Below are 25,467 nucleotides of genomic sequence, written 5' to 3'. Positions count from 1 at the left end.
TGCCATGACAACGACGTCCGACACGGCGAAGCGACCCGGGGGAGCCCGCGTCGCCGTCCAGCGGTTCGGCACCTTCCTCAGCGGCATGATCATGCCCAACATCGCGGCGTTCATCGCCTGGGGCTTCATCACCGCGCTGTTCATCGAGGCGGGACCGTTCCCGGTTCCCGCGCTCGGCGGATTCCCGAGCCCGGACGGCACCGAGAACGTCGGGCTCGTCGGGCCGATGATCACCTACCTGCTGCCACTGCTCATCGCCAACCAGGGCGGACGGATGGTCTACGACACGCGAGGCGGCGTCGTCGGCACGATCGCGACGATGGGCGTCATCGTCGGCGCCGGCATCCCGATGTTCATCGGCGCGATGATCATGGGACCGCTCGCCGCCTGGCTGATGAAGCAGGTCGACCGCATCTGGGAGGGCAAGGTCAAGGCGGGCTTCGAGATGCTCGTCAACAACTTCTCGGCCGGCATCCTCGGCCTGCTGCTCGCGCTCGCCGGCTTCTACGCGTTCGCGCCGGCCGTGGAGTTCGTGAGCAACGGGCTCGAGGCCGCGGTGAACTGGCTCGTGCTCGCGGGGCTCCTCCCGCTCGTCTCGATCCTGGTGGAGCCGGGCAAGATCCTCTTCCTGAACAACGCGATCAACCACGGCGTGTTCACCCCGCTCGGCGTCCAGCAGTCCGAGGAGACCGGCAAGTCGATCCTGTTCCTCATCGAGGCGAACCCGGGGCCGGGTCTCGGTATCCTGCTCGCGTTCGCGATCTTCGGCGTGGGCATGGCCCGGGCGAGCGCCCCCGGCGCGATCATCATCCAGTTCTTCGGCGGCATCCACGAGATCTACTTCCCCTACGTGCTCATGAAGCCGTTGCTCGTGTTCGCGGCGATCGCCGGCGGCATGGCCGGCGTCGCCACGAACGTGCTGTTCCAGTCGGGCCTGCGCGCACCGGCGGCACCGGGGTCGATCATCGCGGTGCTCCTGCAGACGGCGAACGACAGCTACGTCGGCGTCATCCTCTCGGTCGTGATCGCGGCGACGGTCTCGTTCGTGATCTCGGCGATCATCCTGCGGGCGAGCCGCAAGCGCGATCTCGCGAAGGAGGATGCGGGCGATCTCTCGGCCGCGATCGCGCGGACGGAGGCGAACAAGGGCAAGGAGAGCGGCGTGCTGCAGGGTCTCCAGGCCGAGGGCGTGGCCGGCGGCGCCGGGCTCGTCGCCGAGGGCGAGCAGGCCCCGTTCGAGCACCAGCCGATCCACTCGATCGTCTTCGCGTGCGACGCAGGCATGGGCTCGAGCGCCATGGGTGCCACGGTCCTGCGGAACAAGATCAAGAAGGCGGGCATCGATTCGGTCACCGTCACGAACGCCGCGATCGCGAACCTCCGCGACGACATCGACCTCGTCGTGACGCATCGCGACCTCACCGATCGCGCGAAGCAGCAGTCGCCGAACGCGCTGCACATCTCGGTGGAGAACTTCATGAACTCGCCCAAGTACGACGAGATCATCCACCTGCTCGAGTCCGAGGGAGTGCGCTAGCCATGACCGACCAGATCCTCGCCCCGGGCGACGTGCGCACGAGGCCGAGCGCGGCGTCGCGCGATGACGCGATCCGCGAAGCGGGGGGCATCCTCGTCGCCGCCGGAGCCGTGCGCCCCGAGTACGTGGACGCCATGCTCGAACGCGAGCAGTCGGTCTCCACGTTCATGGGCAACGGGCTCGCGATCCCGCACGGGACCAACGAGGCGAAGGACGCGATCGAGCGGTCGGCGCTCTCGTTCGTGCGGTACGACGAGCCCGTCGACTGGGGCGGCGGCGACCGGGCGCACTTCGTCGTCGGCATCGCCGGCATCGGCGACGAGCACTTGGAGATCCTCTCGAGGATCGCGATCGTCTTCTCCGACGAGGACGAGGTGCAGCGCCTCCTCGATGCGCCGTCGGCCGAGGCGATCGCCGAGCTGCTCGCGGAGGTCAACGGCTGATGAAGGCCGTGCACTTCGGCGCCGGCAACATCGGTCGCGGGTTCGTCGGGCTGCTGCTGCACGAAGCGGGCTACGAGGTGGTCTTCGCCGACGTCGATCGAGCGCTCATCGATCGCCTGTCGGCCGCCGACCGCTACACGGTGCACGAGGTCGGCCCAGGGGCTCGCGATCACGTCGTCACGCGCTTCCGCGCGATCGACAGCGGGTCGGATGCCGCGGGCCTCGTCGACGAACTCGCGACGGCCGACCTCGTGACCACCGCGGTCGGCCCGCGCGTGCTGCGCTTCATCGCGCCGCACGTGCTCGAGGCGCTCCGCCTGCGGCCCGCCGGCCTGCCGCCGCTCGGAGTCATGGCGTGCGAGAACGCGATCAACGCGACGGACGTGCTGCGCGACGAGGCGGCCGCGCTCACGACTCCCGACGAGTGGCGTGAGCTCAGCGGCCGCGCGGTCTTCGCGAACACGGCCGTCGACCGCATCGTGCCGGGGCAACCCGAGGGGGCGGGACTCGACGTCACCGTCGAGACGTTCTTCGAGTGGGCGATCGAGCTGCCGCCGTTCGGCGCGCATGCGCCGGAGATCCCCGGAGCCCACTTCGTCGACGAGCTCGCGCCGTACATCGAGCGCAAGCTGTTCACGGTGAACACGGGGCACGCCTCGGTCGCGTACCTCGGGTTCCTCGCCGGGCACGAGCGCATCAGCGACGCGCTCGCCGATCCCGCCGTCGGCGACGTCGTGCGGCGCGTGCTCGAGGAGACGTCGGCGCTCGTCGTCGCCGACCACGGCTTCGGCGCCGACGAGCAGGCGGCCTACCGGGCGCGCATCCTCGAGCGCTTCCGCAACCCCGAGCTGCCGGACACGGTCGAACGCGTGGGACGGCAGCCGATGCGCAAGCTCTCGCGCCGCGAGCGGTTCATCGAGCCGGCGGCGCGACTCGCCGAACGCGGCCAGCCCGTCGACGCGCTCCTCGAGGCGATCGGCGCCGCGCTGCGCTTCGACGTGCCGGCCGACCCCGAGAGCGCCGAGCTGCGACACCTGCTGGCGACCGAGGCCACGCCCGAGATCGTGCGGGGGGTCACGGGCATCGAGGCGGGGCATCCGCTCTTCGACCGCCTCGTCGCGGTCGTCGACGCAGTTCGCGACCTGACCTGACGGGCCGGTGCCGCCGCGTGCGCGCACAGGGGGGCCGACTGGCGATCGGCGACGGAATCGCCTATAGTAGACCCTTGGTGCTCTGCACGCTCGGTTCGGCATGCCCGACGGGTGTCCCGAGGCGCGCGCAGCATCATCGCACGACTGATCATCCCGCACCCTAAGCGATAGTGAGGCTATGGCCAAGAAAGACGGTGTCATCGAGATCGAAGGTTCGGTCATCGAAGCGCTCCCGAACGCCATGTTCCGGGTCGAGCTGACGAACGGACACAAGGTCCTCGCCCACATCTCGGGCAAGATGCGCCAGCACTACATCCGCATCCTCCCCGAGGACCGCGTGATCGTGGAGCTGAGCCCCTACGACCTCACCCGCGGTCGCATCGTCTATCGCTACAAGTAACGGCTGACCGGAAAGTAACGGCCCGCGGCATCCCGCGGGTACGAGGACAGCGAACGAAGGAACCACGACTGTGAAGGTCAACCCCAGCGTCAAGCCCATCTGCGATCACTGCAAGGTGATCCGCCGCCACGGCCGCGTCATGGTCATCTGCAAGTCGAACCCGCGCCACAAGCAGCGCCAGGGTTGAGCGGCAGGTTGACGCCGCGAAGCGGCCTCAACCGAAGGCTCGAGGTCGAGTAAGGCGCCGCGGCGCCGCATCAAGACCCTCGACGACGAGCAGGCTTCACCACGAGCCATCCGCTCGCACAACTGAACACGAGATCGGCAACGCCAGAACCCTCGCATCCACGGATGCCAGGGGGACACCTCGGGAGGAGGCCTGGGCACCGGCGTTGCTCCACACCTCCACTCACTCACAGGAGAAGCCAACATGGCACGTCTGGCAGGAGTCGACATCCCGCGCGAGAAGCGCGTGGAGATCGCACTGACCTACATCTACGGCGTCGGCCGCACTCGTGCGCTGCAGACGCTCGCGGAGACCGGCATCGACGGGAACATCCGCGTCAAGGACCTCACCGACGACCAGCTCGTCGCCCTCCGCGACTACATCGAGGGCAGCTACAAGGTCGAGGGCGACCTCCGCCGCGAGGTGGCCGCCGACATCCGCCGCAAGGTCGAGATCGGCTCGTACGAGGGCATCCGCCACCGCAAGGGCCTGCCCGTGCGCGGCCAGCGCACCAAGACGAACGCTCGTACCCGCAAGGGCCCGAAGCGCACCGTCGCGGGCAAGAAGAAGCCCGGCCGCAAGTAACCGCTCGTTCGCCAGTCTCAGGAGATTTCAACAATGGCAGCACCCAAGGCGGCTACTCGCAAGCCGCGCAAGAAGGAAAAGAAGAACATCGCCGTGGGCCAGGCCCACATCAAGTCGACGTTCAACAACACCATCGTGTCGATCACCGACACGACCGGTGCCGTGATCAGCTGGGCCTCGTCCGGCGGCGTCGGCTTCAAGGGCTCGCGCAAGTCGACCCCGTTCGCCGCGCAGCTCGCGGCCGAGTCGGCGGCGCGTCAGGCGCAGGAGCACGGCATGAAGAAGGTCGACGTCTTCGTCAAGGGCCCGGGCTCGGGCCGCGAGACCGCGATCCGTTCGCTCCAGGCCGCGGGCCTCGAGGTGGGCAGCATCACCGACGTGACGCCGCAGGCGCACAACGGCGTTCGCCCGCCGAAGCGCCGCCGCGTCTAGTTCTCCGACGCCAGTCGCCTGCCGGCGCCCGTGAGGGTGCCGGCCAGGCGGCCGGCGAGCGTTCTCTCCAACTCAAGATCCTCTGACTCGCGAGGCGTCATATAGCGGACGCCCTGCCGAAAGGAATCACACCGTGCTGATCGCACAGCGCCCGACGCTCACCGAAGAGAACATCTCGGAGTTCCGTTCGCGGTTCGTGATCGAACCCCTCGAGCCGGGCTTCGGTTACACCCTGGGCAACTCGCTCCGTCGCACCCTCCTCTCCTCGATCCCCGGCGCAGCCGTGACGAGCATCCGCATCGACGGCGTGCTCCACGAGTTCTCGACCGTCCCGGGCGTCCGTGAGGACGTCACGGAGATCATCCTCAACATCAAGAACCTGGTCGTCTCCAGCGAGCACGACGAGCCGATCACCGCCTACCTGCGCAAGCAGGGCGCCGGCGAGGTCACCGCCGCCGACATCTCCGCTCCGGCGGGCGTCGAGGTGCACAACCCCGAGCTGGTCATCGCGACGCTCAACGACTCGGCGAAGTTCGAGCTCGAGCTCACGATCGAGCGCGGCCGCGGCTACGTCTCGGCCAGCCAGAACCGCAACGAGTACTCCGAGGCCGGCCAGATCCCGGTCGACTCGATCTACTCGCCGGTCCTGAAGGTCACCTACCGCGTCGAGGCCACCCGTGCCGGCGAGCGCACCGACTTCGACCGCCTCGTGGTCGACGTCGAGACGAAGCCGGCGATCTCGCCGCGCGACGCCATCGCCTCGGCCGGTCGCACCCTCGTCGAGCTGTTCGGCCTCGCCCGCGAGCTGAACACCGCGGCCGAGGGCATCGAGATCGGCCCGGCGCCGGTCGACGCCGTCCTCTCGAGCGAGCTCTCGATCCCGATCGAAGACCTCGACCTCTCGGTGCGCAGCTACAACTGCCTCAAGCGCGAGGGCATCAACACGGTGTCCGAGCTCGTCGCCCTGTCGGAGTCGCAGCTGATGAACATCCGCAACTTCGGCCAGAAGTCGGTCGACGAGGTCAAGGACAAGCTCACCGAGATGGGCCTGTCGCTCAAGGACTCGGTCCCCGGCTTCGACGGCGCCCACTTCTACACGGGCTTCGACGACGAGAACTAGGCCCTGAAGGCCCGCACCAACCCCCACTACCTGGAGACACAACATGCCGAAGCCCACCAAGGGCCCCCGCCTCGGAGGCGGACCCGCGCACGAGCGGCTGATGCTCGCGAACCTCGCTGCCGCGCTCTACACGCACAAGCGCATCACCACCACCGAGACGAAGGCCAAGCGGCTCCGCCCGCTCGCCGAGCGCCTCATCACCTTCGCGAAGCGCGGCGACCTGCACGCGCGCCGTCGCGTGCTCGCCGTGATCGGCGACAAGGCGGTCGTCCACGAGCTCTTCGCCGTGATCGCGCCGCAGGTCGCCGACCGTGAGGGCGGCTACACCCGCATCACGAAGATCGGCAACCGCAAGGGCGACAACGCGCCCATGGCGGTCATCGAGCTCGTGCTCGAGCCCGTGGTCAAGAAGGAGCGCGCGGCCAAGCCCGCCGCCGAGACCGCCCCGGTCGCCGACGAGGCGCCGGCCGAGGTCGTCGAGGATGCCCCCGAGGCCGAGGCCGAGGTCGTCACCGAGTCCGAGGCCGCGGTCGATGAGGCCGCCGGCGCCGAGGCATCCGAGGAGTCCGCCGAGGCGGAGGCCAAGTAACCTCTCCGAACGCTCGAAGGGCCCCGACCGCGCATCGCGCGATCGGGGCCTTCGCCGTTCGTGGCGCATCGCGCCGAGCGGCGACGGGCGCCGCCGCGCCGCGCCTCCGGCGCGCCGGTTCGAGCGGCAGCGCGCCACTTCTCGTGGCGCGACACCCGCGAACCGGCGCGGAGCGGAGTGTGCGAAGGTGGTCGGATGAGTGAGATGAAGGGGGATGCCTCGGGCCCGGCATCGGACGCCGTGCGCGTGCTGCCCGCGGCCGAGGTCGTGCGGATTCGGCTCGGCATCGCGTACGACGGCACCGACTTCCGCGGCTGGAGCACCCAGCCCGGGCTGCGCACCGTGCAGGGCGTGCTCGAGGAGGCCCTCGGCACGCTCTTCCGCCGCGAGGGCGTCGCGCCCCGCCTGACGGTCGCCGGGCGCACCGATGCGGGCGTGCACGCCCTCGGACAGGTCGCGCATGTCGACCTGCCGGCATCCGCACTCGACGGCGTCACCCGCCCGCGGCGGGGCGACGCCCTTCGTGGGCTCGACGCCGAACCGGCCGCGGCGCTCCTCCGCCGGCTCACCGGCATCCTCGGCGCTTCGGAGAATGATGTGGTCGTCACCCGCGCGACCATCGCGCCGCGCGGGTTCGACGCCCGGTTCTCGGCCGTGTGGCGGCGCTACGAGTACCGCATCGCCGATGCCGGGGCGCTGCGCGACCCGCTGGCCCGACACCGTACCGTGTGGTTTCCGCGCGAACTCGATGTCGCCGCGATGGATGCGGCGGCCGGGTCGCTGACGGGGCTGCACGACTTCGCGGCGTACTGCAAACCGCGGGTGGAGGCGACGACGATCCGCACGCTGCAGTCCTATCGATGGACGCGACGGTCCGACGGCGTGCTCGAGGCCTCCATCCAGGCCGACGCGTTCTGCCACTCGATGGTGCGCGCCCTGGTCGGCGCGTGCGTCGCGGTCGGCGAGGGCCGGCTCGACGCGGGCGACCCGTTCGCGCTGCTCGAAGCCGCCGAGCGCACGAGCGCGTTCAAGGTGATGCCGGCGAAGGGACTCGTCTTGACCGAGGTCGGATACCCGCCCGACGGCGAACTCGCCGCGCGCGCCGAGCAGACTCGGGCGCGCCGCGAACTGCTCGCGGCGCCCGTCGACGACCCCTCTGCCTGGACCACCTGACCGCCATCCGGTTCGGTCAGCTGATCGCGGACGCGAAGTCGAGGACCTCACGGGCGAAGGCGTTCGGCCGGGTCATCGGCAGGTAGTGTCCGCCCCTGAGCACGACGAGCGCCGCGTCCTCGGCGGCCGCCGAGAACCGGCGTTCCTCGACGCGGAGATGGTCATGCCGTCCGTTCACGAACCGAACCGGCCCCGGATACGCGGCGAGGTCGTCGAGCGGGCGGGACGAACGGAGTGCAGCGACCGCGTCCGGGATCACCTCCGACGCGATGCCGGCCCGAGCGACCGCATCGGCTGTCCTCCGAGGCAGGACCGCCCGAAGGATGCGGGCGCTGACCCGTTCGCCACCGTCGGCGAAGGTCGAGAGCAGCCGGTGCGCGGCGAGGAATGGCTGGGTCGCGCCGCTGGTGGGTGCGCACGTGGCACCGGCCACCACGAGTCCCGCGACCCGATCCGGCTCCCGCGAGCTGAAGGCCATCGCCGCGTAGCCGCCGAGCGAGTGGCCGACGAGGATGGCGCGACCGCCGGCACGATCGATCGCATCCCGCACGACGGCCCGGGCCGCCTCGAACGAGAACCGCTCGCCGCGACGTGAGCCGTGGCCGGGGAGATCGACTGCCGCCGCCATGTACTCCCGCGGAACCTGGGGGAGCACCTCGACCCAGCACGCGGCATTCAGCCGAATCCCGTGGATGAAGACGATCGGCAGTCGCGACATGGGTACCTCCGGAGAAGGGTGAGTGCGTCGCCATGACAGCAACGCAACGGTGCGTTGCACGTTAGCAAGCCGGCGAGGCGCGACGCAACGCAACGTCGCGTTCTAGGATGGGAACGATGCAGACGAACGAGCTCCGCCGCGGCCCGCGGATGGCGCAGGCGATCCACGACGCGGCCCTCCGCCTCCTCGTCGAACGGGGATACGACGGACTCACGATCGAGGGCATCGCGAGCCGTTCGGGCGTGAACAAGACGACCATCTACCGATGGTGGCCGTCGAAGGATGCCGTGCTCGCCGCCGCGCTCACCGCGAGCGACGCACTCGCGCTCGCCATACCCGACACCGGCTCGCTGCGCGGCGACCTGCGGGCGCTCGCCCGGCGGATCGCCGAGCTGGTGACCGACCCGGCGACCGCGCCGATCGCCGGGGCGCTGCTCGCCGCCGGTGCCGATCGGCCGCAGCTCGCCGTCGTCGCGCGCGAGTTCTTCGCCGATCGCCTGCTGCAGGAACGGGCGATGCTCGACCGCGCGTCGGAGCGGGGGGAGGTGGCCGCCGCGGTCGACCCGCGCTCGCTCATGGATCTCCTCGCCGGAGCGATCTGGTTCCGCGTGTTCGTCCGGGGTGAGGCGCCGACCGAGGCCGACCTCGATGCCGTCGTCGACACCGTGCTGTATGGATTGGACGGGCGGGCGGAGGTCGGCTAAGCTTGCTCTTTGGTGCCGTCACTGCGCGGCACCCGAAGTTGAGCCCTCCACCGGCGACGTTCGTTCCGCATCGCGGACGAACACCCATCGGAGTGGGATTCACGAACCCCTCACTCGATCAGAAAGCAGCACTACTGTGACGCGCACGTACACCCCGAAGGCGAATGAGATCCAGCGCGACTGGGTCGTCATCGACGCCACCGACATCGTCCTCGGCCGCCTCGCGAGCCACTCCGCAGCCCTGCTGCGCGGCAAGCACAAGCCGATCTTCGCGAACCACGTCGACACCGGCGACTTCGTGATCATCGTCAACGCCGACAAGGTGGCCCTCACCGGCCAGAAGCTCGAGCAGAAGAAGGCGTACCGCCACTCGGGTTACCCGGGCGGCCTCAAGGCCGTCGGCTACGCAGAGCTCCTCGAGAAGAACCCCGTCCGCGCCGTCGAGAAGGCGATCCGCGGCATGCTCCCGAAGAACTCGCTCGGTCGCCAGCAGCTGAAGAAGCTGAAGGTCTACGCCGGCCCGGAGCACCCGCACCAGGCTCAGCAGCCGAAGTCGTACACCCTCACCCAGGTCGCCCAGTAGCCCGGCGCCGACGCGAAAAAGGATTCAGACACCACCATGGCGAAGATCGCAGACCAGATCGACCAGGCTCCCGAGAGCTACACGACCGAGACCCCGGCCTCGGAGGCCGCCTCGGCTCCCCGCCCCGTGCTGAACGTGTCGGGCGCGGCCGTCGGCCGCCGCAAGGAGGCCATCGCGCGCGTGCGCGTCACGCCCGGCTCGGGCAGCATCACGGTCAACGGCCGTGAGCTCGCGGCCTACTTCCCGAACAAGCTGCACCAGCAGCTCATCACCGACCCGTTCACCGTCCTCGAGCTCGTCGGCTCGTACGACGTCGTGGCGCGCATCACCGGCGGCGGCCCCTCGGGTCAGGCCGGCGCGCTGCGCCTCGCGATCGCGCGTGCGCTCAACGAGATCGACCGCGAGAACAACCGGGCCACCCTGAAGAAGGCCGGCTTCCTCACGCGCGACGCCCGCGTCATCGAGCGCAAGAAGGCCGGTCTCAAGAAGGCCCGCAAGGCGCCGCAGTTCTCGAAGCGCTAATCGGCTTCGGGTAACCCGCTTCCATGCCTCGGCTCTTCGGAACCGACGGGGTCCGGGGCCTGGCCAACCGTGAACTCACGGCTGACCTGGCCCTGGGCCTCGCCCAGGCGGCTGCCGCCGTCCTCACGCAGGGGCGGCACGCCGACGCGATCCGCGCGGCAGGCCGCCGGCCCGTGGCCGTCGTGGCCCGCGATCCGCGGGTCTCGGGTGAGTTCATCGCCGCCGCCGTTGCGGCCGGCCTCGCCTCGTCGGGCGTCGACGTGCTCGACGCCGGCGTCATCCCGACCCCGGCGACGGCTTTCCTGATCGACAGCATCCGCGCCGACTTCGGCGTCATGGTGTCGGCCTCGCACAATCCCGCGCCCGACAACGGCATCAAGTTCTTCTCCTTCGGCGGCACCAAGCTGCCCGACGAGGTCGAGGACCGCATCGAGAGCTTCCTCGGGCGGCAGAAGCTCGCACCGATCGGCGACGGCGTCGGTCGCATCCGCCGCTTCGCCGACGCCGAGGACCGCTACGTGGTCCATCTGCTCGGCACCCTGCCGCACCGACTCGACGGCCTGAAGGTCGTGCTCGACTGCGCGCACGGCGCCGCTGCCGGCGTCTCGCCCGACACCTTCGCCGACGCGGGCGCCGAGGTCGTCGTGATCGGCGCCGATCCCGACGGCATCAACATCAATGACGGCGTCGGCTCGACCCACCTCGAGGGCCTCCAGCGCGCCGTCGTCGAGCACGGCGCCGACCTCGGCATCGCGCACGACGGCGACGCCGATCGCTGCCTCGCCGTCGACGCCGACGGCAACGTCGTCGACGGCGACATGATCATGGCGATCCTCGCGCTCTCGATGAAGGAGCGCGGCACCCTCACCGACGACACGCTCGTCGTCACGGTCATGTCGAACCTCGGCCTGAAGAAGGCGATGGCCGAGCACGGCATCCGCGTGGTGGAGACCAAGGTCGGCGACCGCTACGTGCTCGAGGCGCTCGCCGAGCACCGCCTCGCCCTCGGCGGCGAGCAGTCGGGCCACGTCATCATGAGCGAGTTCGCGACGACCGGCGACGGCGTGCTCACGGGCCTCCACCTGGCCGCCGAGATGGCGCGTACCGGCCGATCGCTGGCCGAGCTCGCGTCCGTCATGACGGTGTACCCGCAGGTGCTCGTGAACGTGCGAGGCGTCGACCACCACGCCCTCGGCGACGATTCGACGATCGCCGAGGCGGTCGCGGCCGCCGAGGCGGAACTCGGCGACTCCGGACGCGTGCTGCTGCGCCCGTCGGGTACCGAGCCGATGGTTCGGGTCATGGTCGAGGCATCCGACCAGGCGACCGCCGATCGGCACGCGAACGCCCTCGCCGACGTCGTCCGCGAGCGCCTCGCGATCTGACGCACGCGTCGCGACCTCGCGACCTGCCCCACCCGCCGGGGACCCTTCGGCTGCGACGGACGCCCTCCGCGGGGTCAGAGCTTGCGCAGGAGGACGCTCGACACCGTGTGGTCGGCGCCCTTGCGCAGCACGAGGCTCGCGCGCGAGCGCGTCGGCCGGATGTTCTGGAGCAGGTTCGGCTCGTTGATCGACCGCCAGATCTCCCGTGCGCGCGTGCGCGCCTCGTCCTCGGAGAGCGACGCGTACCGGTGGAAGTACGACTTGGGGTTCGCGAAGGCGCCGCGCTGGAGCTTGAGGAACCGGTCCTCGTACCACCGCGCGATGTCGGTCGTGCGCGCGTCGACGTAGATCGTGAAGTCGAACAGGTCGCTGACCGCGAGCCGATGCCCGGGAGCGGGCGGCTGCAGCACGTTCAGTCCCTCGACGATCAGCACGTCGGGCCGGCGCACCGTGATCTGCGCGTCGGGCACGATGTCGTACGCGAGGTGCGAGTAGAAGGGCGAACGCACCTCGGCCGCCCCCGCCTTGACCTCGCTGACGAAGCGCAGCAGGGCGCGGCGGTCGTACGACTCGGGGAAGCCCTTGCGGGTCATCAGGCCGCGCCGCTCGAGCTCGGCGTTGGGGAAGAGGAAGCCGTCGGTGGTGACGAGCTCGACCCGGGGCGTGTGCTCCCAGCGGACCAGCAGTTCGCGCAGGAGGCGCGCGATCGTCGACTTGCCGACGGCGACGGAGCCCGCGACGCCGATGACGAACGGCGTCGACTCGGTGCGTTCGCGCAGGAACTCGCTCGTCACTCGGTGCAGCGCCTTCGTGCCGCCGACGTAGAGGTTCAGCAGCCGCGAGAGCGGCAGGTACACCTCGGCGACCTCGCGGAGGTCGAGCGGCTCGCCGAGCCCGCGCAACTGCACGATCTCGTGCTCGGTGAGCGGTGCCGGGATGGACGGGGCGAGGTCGGACCAGTCGGCGCGATCGAGTTCGATGAACGGCGACAGCTGCCCGGCGGGTGACCCGTTGCGTTCCAGCACCTCGACAGTTTAGTGGCGGGCGGAGGCGCCGCCGGCGGGGCGCCCGGCCGATCGGCCGAATGCCCAGCATCGCCCGCCTAGAATCGAGCCCATGTGTGGAATCGTCGGATACGTCGGTGGCCGTGAGAGCCTCGACGTCCTCATGGGCGGCCTTCGCCGCCTCGAATACCGTGGCTACGACTCGGCGGGCGTCGCCGTCATCGACGACGGGGGGAACCTCGAGACGGCCAAGCGAGCGGGCAAGCTGCAGGTGCTCGCCGACGAGCTCGCGCGGCACCCGCTCGCGGGCGGCACCACGGGCATCGGCCACACGCGCTGGGCGACGCACGGCGGGCCGACCGACCGCAACGCGCACCCGCACCTCGGCGACGAGGGGCGGCTCGCGCTCATCCACAACGGCATCATCGAGAACTTCTCCGAGCTGAAGAACGAACTGCTCGCCGAGGGCTTCGCATTCGAGTCCGAGACCGACACCGAGGTGGCCGCCGTGCTGCTCGGCCGCGAGGTGCACGCCACGGGCGATCTCCGCGAGGCCTTCCGGCGCACCGTTGCCCGGCTCGAGGGCGCCTTCACGCTCCTGGCCGTGCACCGCGCCGAGCCCGGCCTGGTGGTCGGGGCCCGCCGGAACTCGCCGCTCGTCATCGGTCTCGGCGATGGCGAGAACTTCCTCGGCTCCGACGTCGCCGCATTCATCGAATACACCAAGCGCGCGGTGGCCATCGGCCAGGACCAGATCGTCGCGATCACCGCGGACGCCGTCACGGTGACCGATTTCGGCGGCGCCGCCGTCGAGGTCGAGCCGTTCGAGGTGGCGTGGGATGCCGCGGCCTCGGAGAAGGGCGGATGGTCCTCGTTCATGCGCAAGGAGGTGCAGGAGCAGCCCGACGCGGTCGCGAACACCATTCGGGGTCGCATCGTCGACGGCCAGGTCGTGATCCCCGAGCTCGAGGGGCTCGGCGACGATGTGCTCCGAGGCATCCGCCGCATCACCGTCATCGCGTGCGGCACCGCCGCCTACGCCGGCATGGTCGCGAAGTACGCGATCGAGCAGTGGGCCCGCATCCCCGTCGAGGTGGAGCTCAGCCACGAGTTCCGCTACCGCGACCCGGTGCTCGAGGCCGACACGCTCGTCGTCTCGATCTCGCAGTCGGGCGAGACGATGGACACGCTCATGGCGGTCAAGTACGCGCGCGAGCAGGGCGCCCGCACGATCTCGATCTGCAACACGCAGGGCGCGACGATCCCGCGCGAGTCCGATGCGGTCGTGTACACGCACGCGGGACCCGAGGTGGCCGTGGCCTCGACGAAGGCGTTCGTCGCCCAGATCACCGCGCTCTACCTCTTCGGCCTGCGCCTCGCGCGCGTGCGCGGCACGCTCGGCGACGCCGCGCTCGCCGAGCAGCTGGCCGAACTGCAGGCCGTGCCCGAGAAGCTGGGCGAGGTGCTCGAGGAGTCGGACCGCGTCGCGCAGCTGGCGCACTGGATGGCCGACACGCGGTCGGTGCTGTTCCTCGGCCGCCACGTCGGGTACCCGATCGCGATGGAGGGTGCGCTCAAGCTCAAGGAGCTCGCGTACATCCACGCCGAGGGGTTCGCGGCCGGCGAGCTCAAGCACGGCCCGATCGCGCTGATCGAGCCGGGCCAGCCGGTGTTCGTGGTCGTGCCGAGTCCGCGCGGCTCGGCGACGCTGCACCCGAAGGTCGTCTCGAACATCCAGGAGATCCGCGCGCGCGGCGCACGCGTCATCGCGATCGCCGAGGCCGGCGACGCCGCGGTGCTGCCGTTCGCCGATGAGGTCATCCGCATCCCGCTCGCGGGCCCGCTGTTCGAGCCGTTGCTCGCGGTGGTGCCCCTGCAGGTGTTCGCGATGGAGCTCTCGACCGCGAAGGGCCTCGACGTCGACCAGCCGCGCAATCTCGCGAAGTCCGTGACGGTCGAGTAGCGGCGGCACGGTGGGCGAGGGGCGAGCGTGATCGCGGGCATCGGCGTCGACGTGGTCGACATCGCTCGGTTCGAGCGGTCGCTCGCCCGCACCCCGCGCCTCATCGAGCGCCTGTTCGCCGAGAGCGAACGCGGCCGCTCGGCCCGTTCGCTCGCCGCTCGCTTCGCGGCGAAGGAGGCGCTGATCAAGGCGCTCGGCGGGGCATCCGTCATCCGCTGGCACGACATGCGCATCGTGCAGAGCACCGAGGGCGACCCCGACTTCGCGCTGTCGGGCGCGCTCGCCGAGCATGTCGCCGCACTCGGTATCTCGCGGGTGCACCTCTCGATGAGCCACGACGCGGGCATCGCGAGCGCCTTCGTCGTGCTCGAACGATCCGGCGAGGCGACGTGACGATGGATGCCTCCAACGACGCACCCGCCCCGCCCGCGGACCGACCCGGCACGCCGCGCCCGTTCCGCGAGGCGATCGTCGACCTCGACGCGATCGCGGCCAACGTGCGCACCGTGGCGGCGCGCACGGCGCCCGCAGAACTGGTCGCGGTCGTCAAGGCGAACGCGTACGGGCACGGCGCCGTGCCCGTCGCACGGGCAGCTCTCGCCGGAGGAGCGACCCGGCTCGGCGTCGCCGACCTCGACGAGGCGCTCGAGCTGCGTGCGGCGGGCCTCGCCGCACCGATCATCGCCTGGCTGCACGACCCCTTCGCCGACTTCCGCCCGGCGCTCGCCGCGGGCATCGAGCTGGGCGTATCGAGCCTCGACCAGCTCGAGCGCATCGCCGACGCGGCCGCGCGGCGGGGCGCCGAGGCGGCGCGCATACACCTGAAGATCGACACCGGCCTCAGCCGCAACGGCATCGCCGAGACCGATTGGGCGGGCGTCTGCGCCCGGGCGGCCGAACTCGAGCGGCAGGGAACCGTCTCCGTCGTCGGCGTCTTCAGCCACTTCGCGAACACGTCGCGCGAGGCCGACGCCGCCCAGCTCCGCGCCTTCGAGCACGCGCTCGAGGTCACCGCTGCGGAAGGCCTGAGGCCGCCGCTGCGGCACATCGCGTCGTCCGAGGAAGCGCTGCGGGATCCCGCGGCCCGCTACGACGCCGTGCGGATCGGCATCGCGATGTACGGGCTGACGCCGTTCGGCGACGGCACGACCTCGACCGACCTCGGCCTCGTGCCCGCGATGACGCTTCGCACGCGCGTCGCGGCCGTCCGTCGCGTCGAGGCCGGCACCGGTGCGTCGTACGGCCATCTCTGGCGCGCCGACCGGGCGACCACGCTCGCGCTGGTGCCGCTCGGCTACGCCGACGGCATCCCGCGCCACGCGACCGGAGGCGGAGCGGAGGTCCGTATCGGCGGTCGCCTGCGGCCCATCGCCGGACGGGTCGCCATGGACCAGTTCCTCGTCGACGTGGGCGACGATCTGGTCGCCGTCGGCGACGAGGTCGTGGTGTTCGGCGACCCGGCGACGGGCGCCCCGACGGCCGACGACCTGGCGGCGGCGGCGGGCACGATCGGCTACGAGGTCGTGACCCGCATCGGACCGCGCGTCGTACGCAGCCACGTCGGGGGAGCGGGAGCATGACCCGCCTCGAGGTGCCCGACACCGAGGCCATGGAGGCGTTCGGGCGGGAACTCGGCGCGATGCTGCGCGCCGGCGACCTCGTCGTGCTGACCGGTCCGCTCGGCGCGGGCAAGACGACCCTCACGCGCGGCATCGGCGAGGGGCTCGGCATCCGCGGGCCGGTGCAATCTCCGACGTTCGTGCTCGCCCGGACGCATCCGAGCCTCATCGGCGGCGCGCCGCTCGTGCACGTCGATGCGTACCGACTGGGCTCGGCCGTCGAGCTCGAGGACCTCGACCTCGACTTCGACGGCTCGGTGGTCGTGGTCGAGTGGGGTGCGGGCCTCCTCGACGGCGTCAGCGACTCGTGGCTCGAGGTCGAGATCGAACGACGCGTCGGGGAGGTCGATGCCCCAGCCGATCCCGCAGCCGAGCTCGACGCCGACGAGCCGCGGCTCATCGTGGCGACCGGGCACGGTCCGCGGTGGGCGCGCACGCCGTTCGCGGCCGGGGCATCCGCCGGCGGGGCATCCGCCGCCGACGCGTAGGCTGGACGCATGCTGCTCGCGATCGACACGTCGACCGGCACCTCCGTCGCGGTCGTCGACCACGACGGCGGAGTGCTCGCCGAACGCTCGACCGACGATCCCATGCGCCACGCCGAGGTGATCGGCACGTTCATCCGCGACGCCCTCGCCGAGTCCGGAGCCGCGCCGGCCGACCTGTCGGGGGTCGCGGCCGGCATGGGCCCCGGGCCGTACACGGGCCTGCGGGTCGGCATCGCCGCCGCACACGCGTTCGCGATCGGCATCGGACGACCGTTCGTGCCCGTGCCGAGCCACGACGCGATCGCCTGGTCGTGGTACCGGGCCGGCGGCTCCGGACCGGTGCAGGTCGTGACCGACGCGCGGCGCCGCGAGTCCGCGGTCTCGGAGTTCGACGGGCTCGACGGCGACGGGCTCCCGAGCAGGCTCGCGGGCCCGGCCCTCTTCCCGCGCGACGCGGTGCCCGACGGCCGCGGAACCCGGCACGAGGCGTCGATCGTGCACGCGGGCGCCGTCGGCATGCTCGCCGAGCTCGCCTTCGCGGCGAGCCGGCTCCCGCTCGCGGCCGACGAGCCGCTCTACCTGCGTGCGCCCGACGTGACGCCGTCGGCGGGCAAGCCGGTGTTGCGATGAGCCGGATGCTCCGCCGCGCGCGTCTCGCGGATCTCGAGGGCATCATGGCGCTCGAGCGCACCACGTTCCCCGGCGACGCGTGGTCCGACGACCTCATGCGCCGGGAGCTCGAGCACGAGCACTCGCACTACCTGGTCGCGGTCGACGACACCGCGCCCGACGCGGTGCTCGGGTACGCCGGCCTGCTGGCCGCGCGCGGCTCGGGCGAGGGTGACATCCAGACGATCGCGGTCTCGCCCGCGGCGCGCGGCGAAGGGCTCGGCCGCGCGCTCATGCAGGCGCTCATCGCCGAGGCGCGCCGTCGCGGCGCGGCGCGGATCTTCCTCGAGGTGCGCGCCGACAACCCGCCCGCACGGACACTGTACGACTCGCTCGGGTTCGTCGAGCTCGGGGTTCGCCCGCGGTACTACCGCGACGGCGCCGACGCGGTGAGCATGCGACTCGACGTGCCCGAGCCCGAGAACGCGCCGGCCGGTGCCGGCGCATCCGCCGCCGTCGACGGCCCCGAACAGGAGGCGCCGTGAACCGCGAGACCCCCCTCGTGCTCGGCATCGAGACCAGCTGCGACGAGACTGGCGTGGGCATCGTCCGCGGCACCGACCTGCTCGCCAACGCCATCGCGTCCTCCATGGACGAGCACGCGCGGTACGGCGGCGTGGTGCCCGAGGTCGCCGCGCGCGCCCACCTCGAAGCGTTGGGGCCGACGATCCGGGAGGCGCTGGCCGAGGCATCCGTCTCGCTCGACGAACTCGACGCCGTCGCGGTCACGAGCGGACCCGGGCTCGCCGGCGCGCTCATGGTGGGCGTCGGCGCCGCCAAGGCGCTCGCGCTCTCCCTCGGCAAGCCCGTGTACGCCGTCAACCACCTGGTCGGCCACGTCGGCGCCGACCTGCTCGACGACGCCGCTCCGCTGGAGACGCCGACGATCGCGCTGCTCGTCTCGGGCGGCCACACGTCGCTGCTGCTCGTGCGCGACCTGGTCGGCGACGTCGAGATGCTCGGCGAGACCATCGACGACGCGGCGGGCGAGGCGTTCGACAAGGTCGCGCGCCTGCTCGGGCTGCCGTATCCCGGCGGCCCCGAGATCGACCGCGCGGCCGAGGGCGGCGACCCCGAGGCGATCCGGTTCCCCCGGGGACTCACGCGGCCGAAGGACCTCGAGCGGCACCGCTACGACTTCAGCTTCTCGGGGCTGAAGACGGCCGTCGCGCGCTGGGTCGAGCAGCGCCGCGCGGCGGGGGAGTCCGTGCCCGTGGCCGACGTCGCGGCGAGCTTCCGCGAGGCCGTCGTCGACGTACTCGTCGGCAAGGCGCTCGCCGCGTGCAGCGACCTCGGGGTGCCTCGCCTGCTGCTGGGCGGCGGCGTGGTCGCCAACGCCCGGTTGCGCCGCGTCGCCGAGGAGCGGTCGGCGGCCGCCGGCGTCGATCTACGGATCCCGCCGCTGCCGCTGTGCACCGACAACGGCGCCATGATCGCGGCGCTCGGCTCGAAGCTCATCATGGCGGGATACGAGCCCTCGGGCCTGGACTTCGGCGCCGATTCGACGCTGCCGGTCACCGACATCCGGGTCTGACGGGGCGGGCGGTCGCCCGTTCCGGGGGAAACCCACCCTCGCCGCCGATCGGCGGCCCGCGGTATGGTGAGGCGAGACCGAGGTGTTCACGCGCCGCCGGCGCCCATCGCGAGCGAGATGCCGCGAGACACAGCACACCACGTACGAGGGGACCTATCGACGTGACCGATCCCAACGCACCAGAACAGCCCGACCGCGGGGCGGCGCAGACGCCCGGCGCCGCAGAGACGCCTTCGGCCCCGCCCGTCTCGGAGCCGGCTGCCCCGGCGTACGGCTCAGCCGCGCCTGCCGCGCCGGCGTACGGAGCGCCCGGCTACGGTGCGCCCGGCTACGGTGCGCCCGCGTACGGCGCGGCCGCGCCGGCGAAGACCAACACGCTCGCCATCGTGTCGCTCATCGCGTCGATCGCGGGCATCGTCATCGTCTACTTCATCGGCTCGGTCGTGGGCGTGATCTGCGGCCACATCGCGATCAACCAGATCAAGAAGACGGGCGAGCAGGGCCGCGGCATGGCGATCGCCGGCCTCATCGTCGGCTACGTCGGCATCGTGCTCTCGATCATCGGCGTGATCCTGCTGATCGCGTTCAGCGCCTGGCTCTTCGCGACCTACCCGACGACGCCCACCTACTGACACCGACCCTGCCGACGCCCGACCCGACCGAGGAGAACCCCATGACCGACCCCAAGGAGCCGGGCACCGAGCCCGACGCCCCGAACCCCGCCGAGCCCCCGGTGCCGGGCGCCCCCGAGCCGACGGTGCCCGACGCGCCCGAGCCGACCCTGCCCGACGTGCCGGAGCCCACGGTGCCGCAGCCGCCGGCCGCGCCCGAGCCGCNCCCCGCCGAGCCCCCGGTGCCGGGCGCCCCCGAGCCGACGGTGCCCGACGCGCCCGAGCCGACCCTGCCCGACGTGCCGGAGCCCACGGTGCCGCAGCCGCCGGCCGCGCCCGAGCCGCCGAGCGTGCCCGAGGTGCCGAGCGCGCCCGTGCCGCCCTCGGCGCCCGAGCCGCCCGCCGCGCCCGAGCCGCCGGCTCCGCCGGCGCCTCCCGCCACGCCCTCCTACGAGGCGGCGACGGCATCCGGGTACGAGTCCGCGCCCGCCGCGGCATCCGCGTACGGATCGGCGCCGGCCGCCCCGCCCGCCTACGGTGCCCCGCCCGCCTACGGTGCGACCGACGCCGCGCCCGCCTACGGTGCCGCTCCGCCGGCACCGCCCGCCTACGGTGCGACGGCCTACGGTGCTCCCACGACGGCGAAGCCGACGCCGGTGCTGAGCCTGATCTCGCTCATCGCGGGCATCGTCGGCGTCGTCTTCTCGCTCGCCGTGGTGTGGATCCCCGTCGTCGGCGGCATCCTGCAGCTGTTCATCCCCGCCGCCGCCGTCGTGCTCGGCTTCCTCGGCAAGCGCAAGGAACCGCAGGCCAAGGGCATGTGGCTGACCGGCATCATCCTCGGATTCGTCGGGGTCGCGATCGGCCTGCTGTCGATCCTCCTCTGGGCCGTCTTCTTCGCCTCGATCGGCAGCTCGCCCGACCTGGTGTACTGAGAGCGGTGCGATGAGCGATGCGCGTGAGGGGGTCCCGCCTGCCGGCGGGGCCCCCGACCCGTCTCACGACGCGGCCGCGCCGGGCGCCCCGGCCGCGCCGGCGCCCGAGACGACGCCGGAAGGGTCGTCGCCCGGCGGAGCGATCTCCGACGGAACCGCGCCCGGCGGAGCGATCTCCGACGGAACCGCGCCCGACGGAGCGCCACTCGATCCGCTGACGCACGACCCGCTCGCCGCCGATCCGCTCGCGCCGTACCGGCCGGGAGGGCCCACCTTCCAGGCCGACCCGGCCATCCGGGAGTTCGACGAACCCCTCGACACCGGGCGCCTGCAGCGGCTGCCGACCGGCCAGCTGCTCATCGTGCATCGCGCCGCCGCGCCCGCTCCCGCCGTCTCCTTCGACGACGAGGACGAGGAGACGCAGCGGCGGGTGTACAGCTGGGTCGGAGCGGTCGTCGGCTCGCTCGGCGCGCTCGCCTCGCTCTTCGTGGGTTGGATGCTGCCGCTGTCGATCGCCGCGATCGTGTTCGGCGTCCTCGGGCTTCGCCGCGAGGAGCACGGGCGCACGCTGGCGTTCACGGCCATCGGCACGGGCATCACGGGCCTCGTCTTCTCGGCCGTCTGGATCGGCTACTACGCGATCGTCTACGGGGCGATCCCGGCCTGAGCCGTCAGAGGCGTTCGACGAGCAGTGTCACGCGCTGGCCCTGTTCGCGCGTCACGGCGAGCGTCGCGGATGCCTCGCCCTTCAGCTTGAGGCTCGTGCGGAGCCGTGCCGGATCGACGTCGACGCCGCGCTTCTTGATCTCGAGGGTTCCGATGCCGCGCTCGGCGAGCGCCTGGCGGAGTCGTCGCTCGTCGTTGGGCAGGCGCTCGAGCACCCGGAACCCGCGTGCGAACGGCGATTCGAACGCTCGGTCGGCCGTGACGTAGGCGATGCCGTCGGAGAGCATCCAACCCGCGTTCGCCCGGGCGAGGTCGCCGATGAGGCGGGCGCGGATGACGGCTCCGTCGGGTTCGTAGAGGTAATCGCCCAGCGGACCGGTCGGGGCATCCGCGGAATCGGCGGCGGCGGTCAGCTCGAACGCCTGGTCGCCGCGGATGACGAGGGCGGCGCGCCCCACTCCCGGGCGCGCGAGCGGGCCGAACCACACGCCGAGCTCGACGACGTCGCCGTCGACCGACACCCACTGCGCCTCGCTGCCCGCCGGGATGACCTCGCGGTCGGTGCCCGGCCCGAGCTTCACGCCGACGGCCATTCGGTCGGCGAGGCCGAACGCGAAGTCCAGCGGCGGCGTGTACGCCGAGGCATCCGCGAGGCGCGTCGTTCGACCGCCGGAGGTCGTGCGGCGGGCGGGGTCGAGCCACGCACCGCCGATGCCGCCCAGCGGCACCTCCTCGGCCCTGGCATGGAGGACCCGGGCCTTCGGGAAGGGCGTGAGGTTGAACGCCGCGACCGCCGCCGTCACCTCGTCGGCGTCGGCGGCGGTCACCTCGAGGTCGACGGCGGCGAGGGCGAGCGAGTCGCCGCCGATGCCGCAGCCGAGGTCGGCGACGTGGCCGATGCCCGCGCGAGCGAAGCGGCCGGCGTGCAGGGCGGCGACCTTCAGCCGCGTCGCCTGCTCGAGGCCCGCCTCGGTGAACAGCATCCGCTGGGCGAACTCGCCGAACTTGGCGCGAGCCTTCTGCCGGAGCCTCGCCTGGCCGAGCACGGCGGCGACGAGGCCGGGCGAGTGGCCGAGCTTGCGGAGGTCGGCGACCGTGCGCACGACATCGGCCTTCGAGTCCCACTCGGGCAGCGAATCGAGCAGCCGGAGCCCCTCGGGCGAGAGGAGTTCGACGAGTTCGGCGCGATCCACCCGGCCACGCTAGCACCGCCGTCGGGATGCCTCGCCCGAGGGTTGGCACTCACGTTGCATGAGTGCCAGAGACTGCCTAGACTCTGGTTAGCACTCTCAGCGTGAGGCTGCTAACCAAGTCTTCGTCAAGACAGAGTTCTACAACGAGAGAAGGGGTCAACCGTGTCGGTTTCCATCAAGCCGCTCGAGGATCGCATCGTCATCAAGCAGGTCGAGGCCGAGCAGACCACCGCGTCGGGTCTCGTGATCCCCGACACTGCGAAGGAGAAGCCCCAGGAGGGCGAGGTCGTGGCCGTGGGCCCCGGCCGCATCGACGACAACGGCAACCGCGTTCCGCTCGACGTGGCCGTCGGCGACAAGGTGATCTACTCCAAGTACGGTGGCACCGAGGTCAAGTTCGGTGGCGAGGACTACCTCGTGCTCTCGGCTCGCGACGTGCTCGCGGTCGTCGTGCGCTAGTCCACGGCACCTCGTACGAGGCCCGGCCGCCCTTCGGGGCGACCGGGCCTCGTCGTCGTTCGGGCGTAGGCTGCATCGGTGAGCACACCCCCGACGTCCGCAGTGAGCGGTCCGGCCTCGCCGGCCGCAGGCATCAGCCGCAGCGGGCTCGCGTACGCGGTCAGCGCCTACCTGCTGTGGGGCGTCCTGCCCCTCTACTTCCTCGCGCTGGCGCCGACCGGGGCCTTCGAGATCGTCGCCTGGCGCATCCTGCTCTCGCTCGTGTTCTGCGCGCTGCTGCTGACCGTCACGCGCACCTGGCGCTCGCTGGCCGCGCTGTTGCGCGACCGCCGCGTGGTGTTCACGATGGGGCTCGCGGGCGTGCTGATCTTCGTGAACTGGCAGGCGTACGTGTACGCCACCCTCTCGGACCAGGTCGTCGAAGCGGCGCTGGGCTACTTCATCAACCCGATCGTCACCGTGTTCCTCGGCGTGCTCGTGCTCCGCGAACGGTTGAACCCCACGCAGTGGGTCGCGGTCGGCATCAGCCTCACTGCGGTGGTCGTGCTGGCCGTCGGCTACGGGAGGATGCCGTGGATCGCGCTCGTGCTCGCCTTCTCGTTCGGCTTCTACGGGCTCATCAAGAAGCGGGTCGGCCCGAAGGTCGACGCCGTCTCGGGTCTCACGCTGGAGACGGCGTGGCTGGCTCCGGTCGCCGCGGTGCAGTTGATCGTCGTCGCAACGACCTCGGGCCTCACCCTCGGTGCGAACGGCGCCTGGCACGCGGTGCTGCTGCTGCTCGCGGGGGCGGTGACGGCCGTGCCGCTGCTCCTGTTCGCGGCCGCCTCGAGGCGCCTGCCGCTCATCCACATGGGCTTCATCCAGTATTTCGCGCCGTTCATCCAGTTCCTCGTCGGCGTCTTCGTGCTGCACGAGCCGATGCCGCCGGAGCGGTGGGTCGGATTCGGGCTCGTGTGGCTGGCGCTGATCGTGCTGACGTTCGACCTCGTGCGCGGCGCGAGGTCGGCCAGGCGCGAGGTCGTCGACCTCGTCTGAGCGCTCGTCGGAGACGCCCGACCGATGGTCGCCGGAATGCGCGATCGTTGCGTGCGTCGGCGAGAACGTGCGCGTGATCGCGCGTGAGGCCGCCGAATGTGTCGAATTCGTAACGCTTCGGCCGGTGTTATCGGGTTGTGATCGGGATTCCTTGTTCAGCGTGCGGGGCCGAACTACTGTGACAGGACGGCGCCCCGTCGGGGGCGCAAGAGAACCAATCCTTCAGTCCCAAGGAGCAACATGAGCGTTTTCGGCACTTCACGCCCCGCTCGTTCGCGCGGCAAGGTCTGGGCGGGTGTCGCGGTCACCGCGACGAGCGCCCTCCTCCTGTCCGCATGCGCGAGCGGCGAGACCGGGTCCGGTGAGGAGAGCCAGGGTCCCCGCGACGAACTGGCGCTCACGATCGGTACGGCGCTGCCGCAGACCGGCAACCTCGCCTTCCTCGGCCCGCCCGAGGAGGCCGGCGTCGCGTACGCCATGTCGCAGATCAACGAGGTCTCCGGCGACACCGGCCTCACGCTCGACGTCGTCTACGGCGACTCCGGCGACACCGACAACAAGGCCTACGAGACCGAGATCCCCCGCCTCCTCGGCGAAGACGTCTCGGCCATCATCGGTGCGGCATCGTCGGGCACGTCGCTGCAGTTCATCGACCAGGTGGTCGGCGCCGGCGTCATCCAGTTCTCCCCGGCGAACACGTCCGACGCGTTCACCACGTACGACGACAACGGCCTGTACTTCCGTACCGCACCGTCCGACGTGCTCCAGGGCGAGGTCCTCGGCAACCTGATCGCCGAAGACGGCAACCAGACGCTCGGGCTCATCGTGCTGAACGACTCGTACGGCACCGGTCTCGCGAAGTACGTGACCGAGGCGTTCGAGGCGGCCGGCGGCGAGGTCGTCGCGGCCCCCACCTACAACACCGGTGACACGACGTTCGACGCGCAGATCGGCGAAGTCCTCGCGGCCGACCCCGACGCGATCGCGCTGATCACGTTCGACGAGGTCTCGACGATGCTGCCGAGCCTGTTCGGCCAGTTCCCCGCCGACAAGCTCTACTTCGTCGACGGCAACCTGAAGAACTTCGCCGACCAGGGCTTCCCCGCGGGCGCGCTCACGGGCGCCAAGGGCACCCTGCCCGGTCTGACGATCGACTCGATCTCGGACTTCACGGGTGAGCTCGACGCCTTCCTCGAGGAAGAGGGCGACGCGCCGCTCGAGGACTACAGCTACGCGGCTGAGTCCTTCGACGCGACCGTCCTGCTCTCCCTCGCGGCGCTCGCCGCGAACTCGACGGACTCGGCCGACATCGCGGCCAAGCTCATCGAGGTCTCCGGCGGCGAGGGCGACGGCGAGAAGTGCACGACGTACGCGGAGTGCGCCGAGATCATCGTCGGCGGCGGCACGGCCGACTACGACGGCATCTCGGGCCCGATCACGTTCGACGAGGTCGGCGACCCCACCGAGGCGTCGATCGGCATCTATCAGTACGCCGAGGACAACACGTACGCGGCGTACGAGGGCTGATCTGAATCCAGCCTGACCCGAACACGGACGGGCCCCGGTCTTCGGACCGGGGCCCGTTTCGTGTGCGCCGGAGTGGTCGGAGGGCCCGGGTGCGGCCGGATCGGGCCGTATCGTGTGGGCCGCGCACGGTGCACGCCGTCGGGAAGCCGGGGACGGAACGCTGAGGAGGCCTCCCATCCGGCCCGCGCAGCACCCT

The 25,467-nt window shown here is 71.4% G+C and carries 29 protein-coding genes; 26 read left to right on the top strand and 3 right to left on the bottom strand.

The features are described 5' to 3' along the window. Positions 1-4: 4 nt before the first annotated feature. The 10 genes from GE115_RS15700 to GE115_RS15655 all read left to right on the top strand — a co-directional run bounded on the left by GE115_RS15700 (position 5) and on the right by GE115_RS15655 (position 7,656). Positions 5-1,537: a PTS mannitol transporter subunit IIBC gene (locus GE115_RS15700; RefSeq protein ID WP_153685716.1), complete on the top strand. Its 1,533-nt coding sequence runs from the start codon at positions 5-7 to the stop codon at positions 1,535-1,537. Positions 1,538-1,539: 2 nt separating this feature from the next. Next, positions 1,540-1,980: a PTS mannitol transporter subunit IIA gene (locus GE115_RS15695; RefSeq protein ID WP_153685715.1), complete on the top strand. Its 441-nt coding sequence runs from the start codon at positions 1,540-1,542 to the stop codon at positions 1,978-1,980. Next, positions 1,980-3,131: a mannitol-1-phosphate 5-dehydrogenase gene (locus GE115_RS15690; protein ID WP_153685714.1), complete on the top strand. Its 1,152-nt coding sequence runs from the start codon at positions 1,980-1,982 to the stop codon at positions 3,129-3,131. Before GE115_RS15695 ends, GE115_RS15690 begins: the two co-directional genes overlap by 1 nt. Positions 3,132-3,309: 178 nt before the next feature. Then, a complete protein-coding gene (gene infA / locus GE115_RS15685) occupies positions 3,310-3,531 on the top strand; it encodes a translation initiation factor IF-1 (protein ID WP_011186713.1) in 222 nt (73 codons plus the stop codon). A gap of 70 nt (positions 3,532-3,601) precedes the next feature. Next, the gene (gene rpmJ, locus GE115_RS15680; protein ID WP_005050492.1) at positions 3,602-3,718 is read left to right on the top strand and encodes a 50S ribosomal protein L36; all 117 of its coding nucleotides are present in this window, start codon (positions 3,602-3,604) and stop codon (positions 3,716-3,718) included. A 243-nt stretch (positions 3,719-3,961) separates the two neighbouring features. Next, the gene (gene rpsM, locus GE115_RS15675) at positions 3,962-4,342 is read left to right on the top strand and encodes a 30S ribosomal protein S13 (RefSeq protein WP_153685713.1); all 381 of its coding nucleotides are present in this window, start codon (positions 3,962-3,964) and stop codon (positions 4,340-4,342) included. Positions 4,343-4,375: 33 nt separating this feature from the next. Next, positions 4,376-4,774 (top strand): 30S ribosomal protein S11, encoded by a 399-nt coding sequence (gene rpsK, locus GE115_RS15670; RefSeq protein WP_127794222.1) that lies wholly within the window; start codon positions 4,376-4,378, stop codon positions 4,772-4,774. 133 nt (positions 4,775-4,907) lie between these two features. Then, on the top strand, positions 4,908-5,894 hold the full coding sequence (locus GE115_RS15665; protein ID WP_312855253.1) for a DNA-directed RNA polymerase subunit alpha: 987 nt from the start codon (positions 4,908-4,910) through the stop codon (positions 5,892-5,894). 43 nt (positions 5,895-5,937) lie between these two features. Next, positions 5,938-6,483 (top strand): 50S ribosomal protein L17, encoded by a 546-nt coding sequence (gene rplQ / locus GE115_RS15660; RefSeq protein ID WP_153685711.1) that lies wholly within the window; start codon positions 5,938-5,940, stop codon positions 6,481-6,483. 267 nt (positions 6,484-6,750) lie between these two features. Beyond that, positions 6,751-7,656, top strand: a complete 906-nt coding sequence (locus tag GE115_RS15655) for a tRNA pseudouridine synthase A (RefSeq protein WP_312855262.1) — start codon at positions 6,751-6,753, stop codon at positions 7,654-7,656. A 16-nt stretch (positions 7,657-7,672) separates the two neighbouring features. Here the strand turns inward: GE115_RS15655 and GE115_RS15650 are convergent, their stop codons facing one another. Next, complete coding sequence (locus GE115_RS15650; protein WP_153685710.1) at positions 7,673-8,374, bottom strand: alpha/beta fold hydrolase; 702 nt, start codon at positions 8,372-8,374, stop codon at positions 7,673-7,675. 116 nt (positions 8,375-8,490) lie between these two features. Between GE115_RS15650 and GE115_RS15645 the strand changes: the two genes are divergently transcribed. The 4 genes from GE115_RS15645 (at position 8,491) to glmM (ending at position 11,568) form a co-directional block, all read left to right on the top strand. Then, a complete protein-coding gene (locus GE115_RS15645; RefSeq protein ID WP_153685709.1) occupies positions 8,491-9,078 on the top strand; it encodes a TetR/AcrR family transcriptional regulator in 588 nt (195 codons plus the stop codon). A 136-nt stretch (positions 9,079-9,214) separates the two neighbouring features. Next, the gene (gene rplM, locus GE115_RS15640; RefSeq protein WP_312855252.1) at positions 9,215-9,661 is read left to right on the top strand and encodes a 50S ribosomal protein L13; all 447 of its coding nucleotides are present in this window, start codon (positions 9,215-9,217) and stop codon (positions 9,659-9,661) included. Between the two features lie 36 nt (positions 9,662-9,697). Beyond that, a complete protein-coding gene (gene rpsI, locus GE115_RS15635; protein WP_153685707.1) occupies positions 9,698-10,183 on the top strand; it encodes a 30S ribosomal protein S9 in 486 nt (161 codons plus the stop codon). Positions 10,184-10,206: 23 nt separating this feature from the next. Further along, complete coding sequence (gene glmM, locus GE115_RS15630) at positions 10,207-11,568, top strand: phosphoglucosamine mutase (RefSeq protein WP_153685706.1); 1,362 nt, start codon at positions 10,207-10,209, stop codon at positions 11,566-11,568. A 74-nt stretch (positions 11,569-11,642) separates the two neighbouring features. Here the strand turns inward: glmM and coaA are convergent, their stop codons facing one another. After that, a complete protein-coding gene (gene coaA / locus GE115_RS15625) occupies positions 11,643-12,593 on the bottom strand; it encodes a type I pantothenate kinase (protein WP_312855251.1) in 951 nt (316 codons plus the stop codon). A 91-nt stretch (positions 12,594-12,684) separates the two neighbouring features. On the opposite strand from coaA, the gene glmS reads away from it, so the two are divergent. The 9 genes from glmS (at position 12,685) to GE115_RS15575 (ending at position 21,058) form a co-directional block, all read left to right on the top strand. After that, a complete protein-coding gene (glmS, locus tag GE115_RS15620; RefSeq protein ID WP_153685705.1) occupies positions 12,685-14,535 on the top strand; it encodes a glutamine--fructose-6-phosphate transaminase (isomerizing) in 1,851 nt (616 codons plus the stop codon). 27 nt (positions 14,536-14,562) lie between these two features. Further along, the gene (locus GE115_RS15615; protein WP_312855250.1) at positions 14,563-14,928 is read left to right on the top strand and encodes a holo-ACP synthase; all 366 of its coding nucleotides are present in this window, start codon (positions 14,563-14,565) and stop codon (positions 14,926-14,928) included. Between the two features lie 2 nt (positions 14,929-14,930). Beyond that, on the top strand, positions 14,931-16,115 hold the full coding sequence (gene alr / locus GE115_RS15610; RefSeq protein ID WP_153685704.1) for an alanine racemase: 1,185 nt from the start codon (positions 14,931-14,933) through the stop codon (positions 16,113-16,115). Next, positions 16,112-16,642 carry a tRNA (adenosine(37)-N6)-threonylcarbamoyltransferase complex ATPase subunit type 1 TsaE gene (tsaE, locus tag GE115_RS15605; protein WP_153685703.1) on the top strand — a complete coding sequence of 177 codons (531 nt, stop codon included), beginning with the start codon at positions 16,112-16,114 and terminating at the stop codon, positions 16,640-16,642. The genes alr and tsaE overlap by 4 nt, the downstream gene beginning before the upstream one ends. Before the next feature lie 9 nt (positions 16,643-16,651). Beyond that, positions 16,652-17,272 (top strand): tRNA (adenosine(37)-N6)-threonylcarbamoyltransferase complex dimerization subunit type 1 TsaB, encoded by a 621-nt coding sequence (tsaB, locus tag GE115_RS15600; protein ID WP_153685702.1) that lies wholly within the window; start codon positions 16,652-16,654, stop codon positions 17,270-17,272. Further along, a complete protein-coding gene (rimI, locus tag GE115_RS15595; protein ID WP_153685701.1) occupies positions 17,269-17,796 on the top strand; it encodes a ribosomal protein S18-alanine N-acetyltransferase in 528 nt (175 codons plus the stop codon). The genes tsaB and rimI overlap by 4 nt, the downstream gene beginning before the upstream one ends. Next, positions 17,793-18,845: a tRNA (adenosine(37)-N6)-threonylcarbamoyltransferase complex transferase subunit TsaD gene (gene tsaD, locus GE115_RS15590; RefSeq protein ID WP_312855249.1), complete on the top strand. Its 1,053-nt coding sequence runs from the start codon at positions 17,793-17,795 to the stop codon at positions 18,843-18,845. Before rimI ends, tsaD begins: the two co-directional genes overlap by 4 nt. Before the next feature lie 161 nt (positions 18,846-19,006). Next, positions 19,007-19,477, top strand: coding sequence for a DUF4190 domain-containing protein (locus tag GE115_RS15585; RefSeq protein WP_312855248.1), 471 nt, complete (start codon positions 19,007-19,009; stop codon positions 19,475-19,477). Positions 19,478-20,401: 924 nt separating this feature from the next. Then, a complete protein-coding gene (locus GE115_RS15575) occupies positions 20,402-21,058 on the top strand; it encodes a DUF4190 domain-containing protein (protein ID WP_153685700.1) in 657 nt (218 codons plus the stop codon). A gap of 4 nt (positions 21,059-21,062) precedes the next feature. On the opposite strand, the gene GE115_RS15570 is transcribed toward GE115_RS15575, so the two are convergent. Further along, positions 21,063-22,250: a class I SAM-dependent methyltransferase gene (locus GE115_RS15570; protein WP_312855247.1), complete on the bottom strand. Its 1,188-nt coding sequence runs from the start codon at positions 22,248-22,250 to the stop codon at positions 21,063-21,065. A gap of 162 nt (positions 22,251-22,412) precedes the next feature. Between GE115_RS15570 and groES the strand changes: the two genes are divergently transcribed. From groES to GE115_RS15555, 3 genes are all read left to right on the top strand, one after another. Then, a complete protein-coding gene (gene groES, locus GE115_RS15565) occupies positions 22,413-22,709 on the top strand; it encodes a co-chaperone GroES (protein ID WP_055894868.1) in 297 nt (98 codons plus the stop codon). A gap of 78 nt (positions 22,710-22,787) precedes the next feature. After that, the gene (gene rarD / locus GE115_RS15560; RefSeq protein ID WP_376765725.1) at positions 22,788-23,744 is read left to right on the top strand and encodes an EamA family transporter RarD; all 957 of its coding nucleotides are present in this window, start codon (positions 22,788-22,790) and stop codon (positions 23,742-23,744) included. A 240-nt stretch (positions 23,745-23,984) separates the two neighbouring features. After that, a complete protein-coding gene (locus GE115_RS15555) occupies positions 23,985-25,271 on the top strand; it encodes an ABC transporter substrate-binding protein (RefSeq protein ID WP_153685699.1) in 1,287 nt (428 codons plus the stop codon). The last annotated feature ends 196 nt before the right edge of the window (positions 25,272-25,467 follow it).

It is taken from the genome of Agromyces agglutinans (genome assembly GCF_009647605.1).
GTDB classification, from domain to species: Bacteria; Actinomycetota; Actinomycetes; order Actinomycetales; family Microbacteriaceae; genus Agromyces; species Agromyces agglutinans.
Note: the sequence above shows the minus strand (reverse complement) of the source record. Positions and strands in the feature narration are given on the sequence as shown.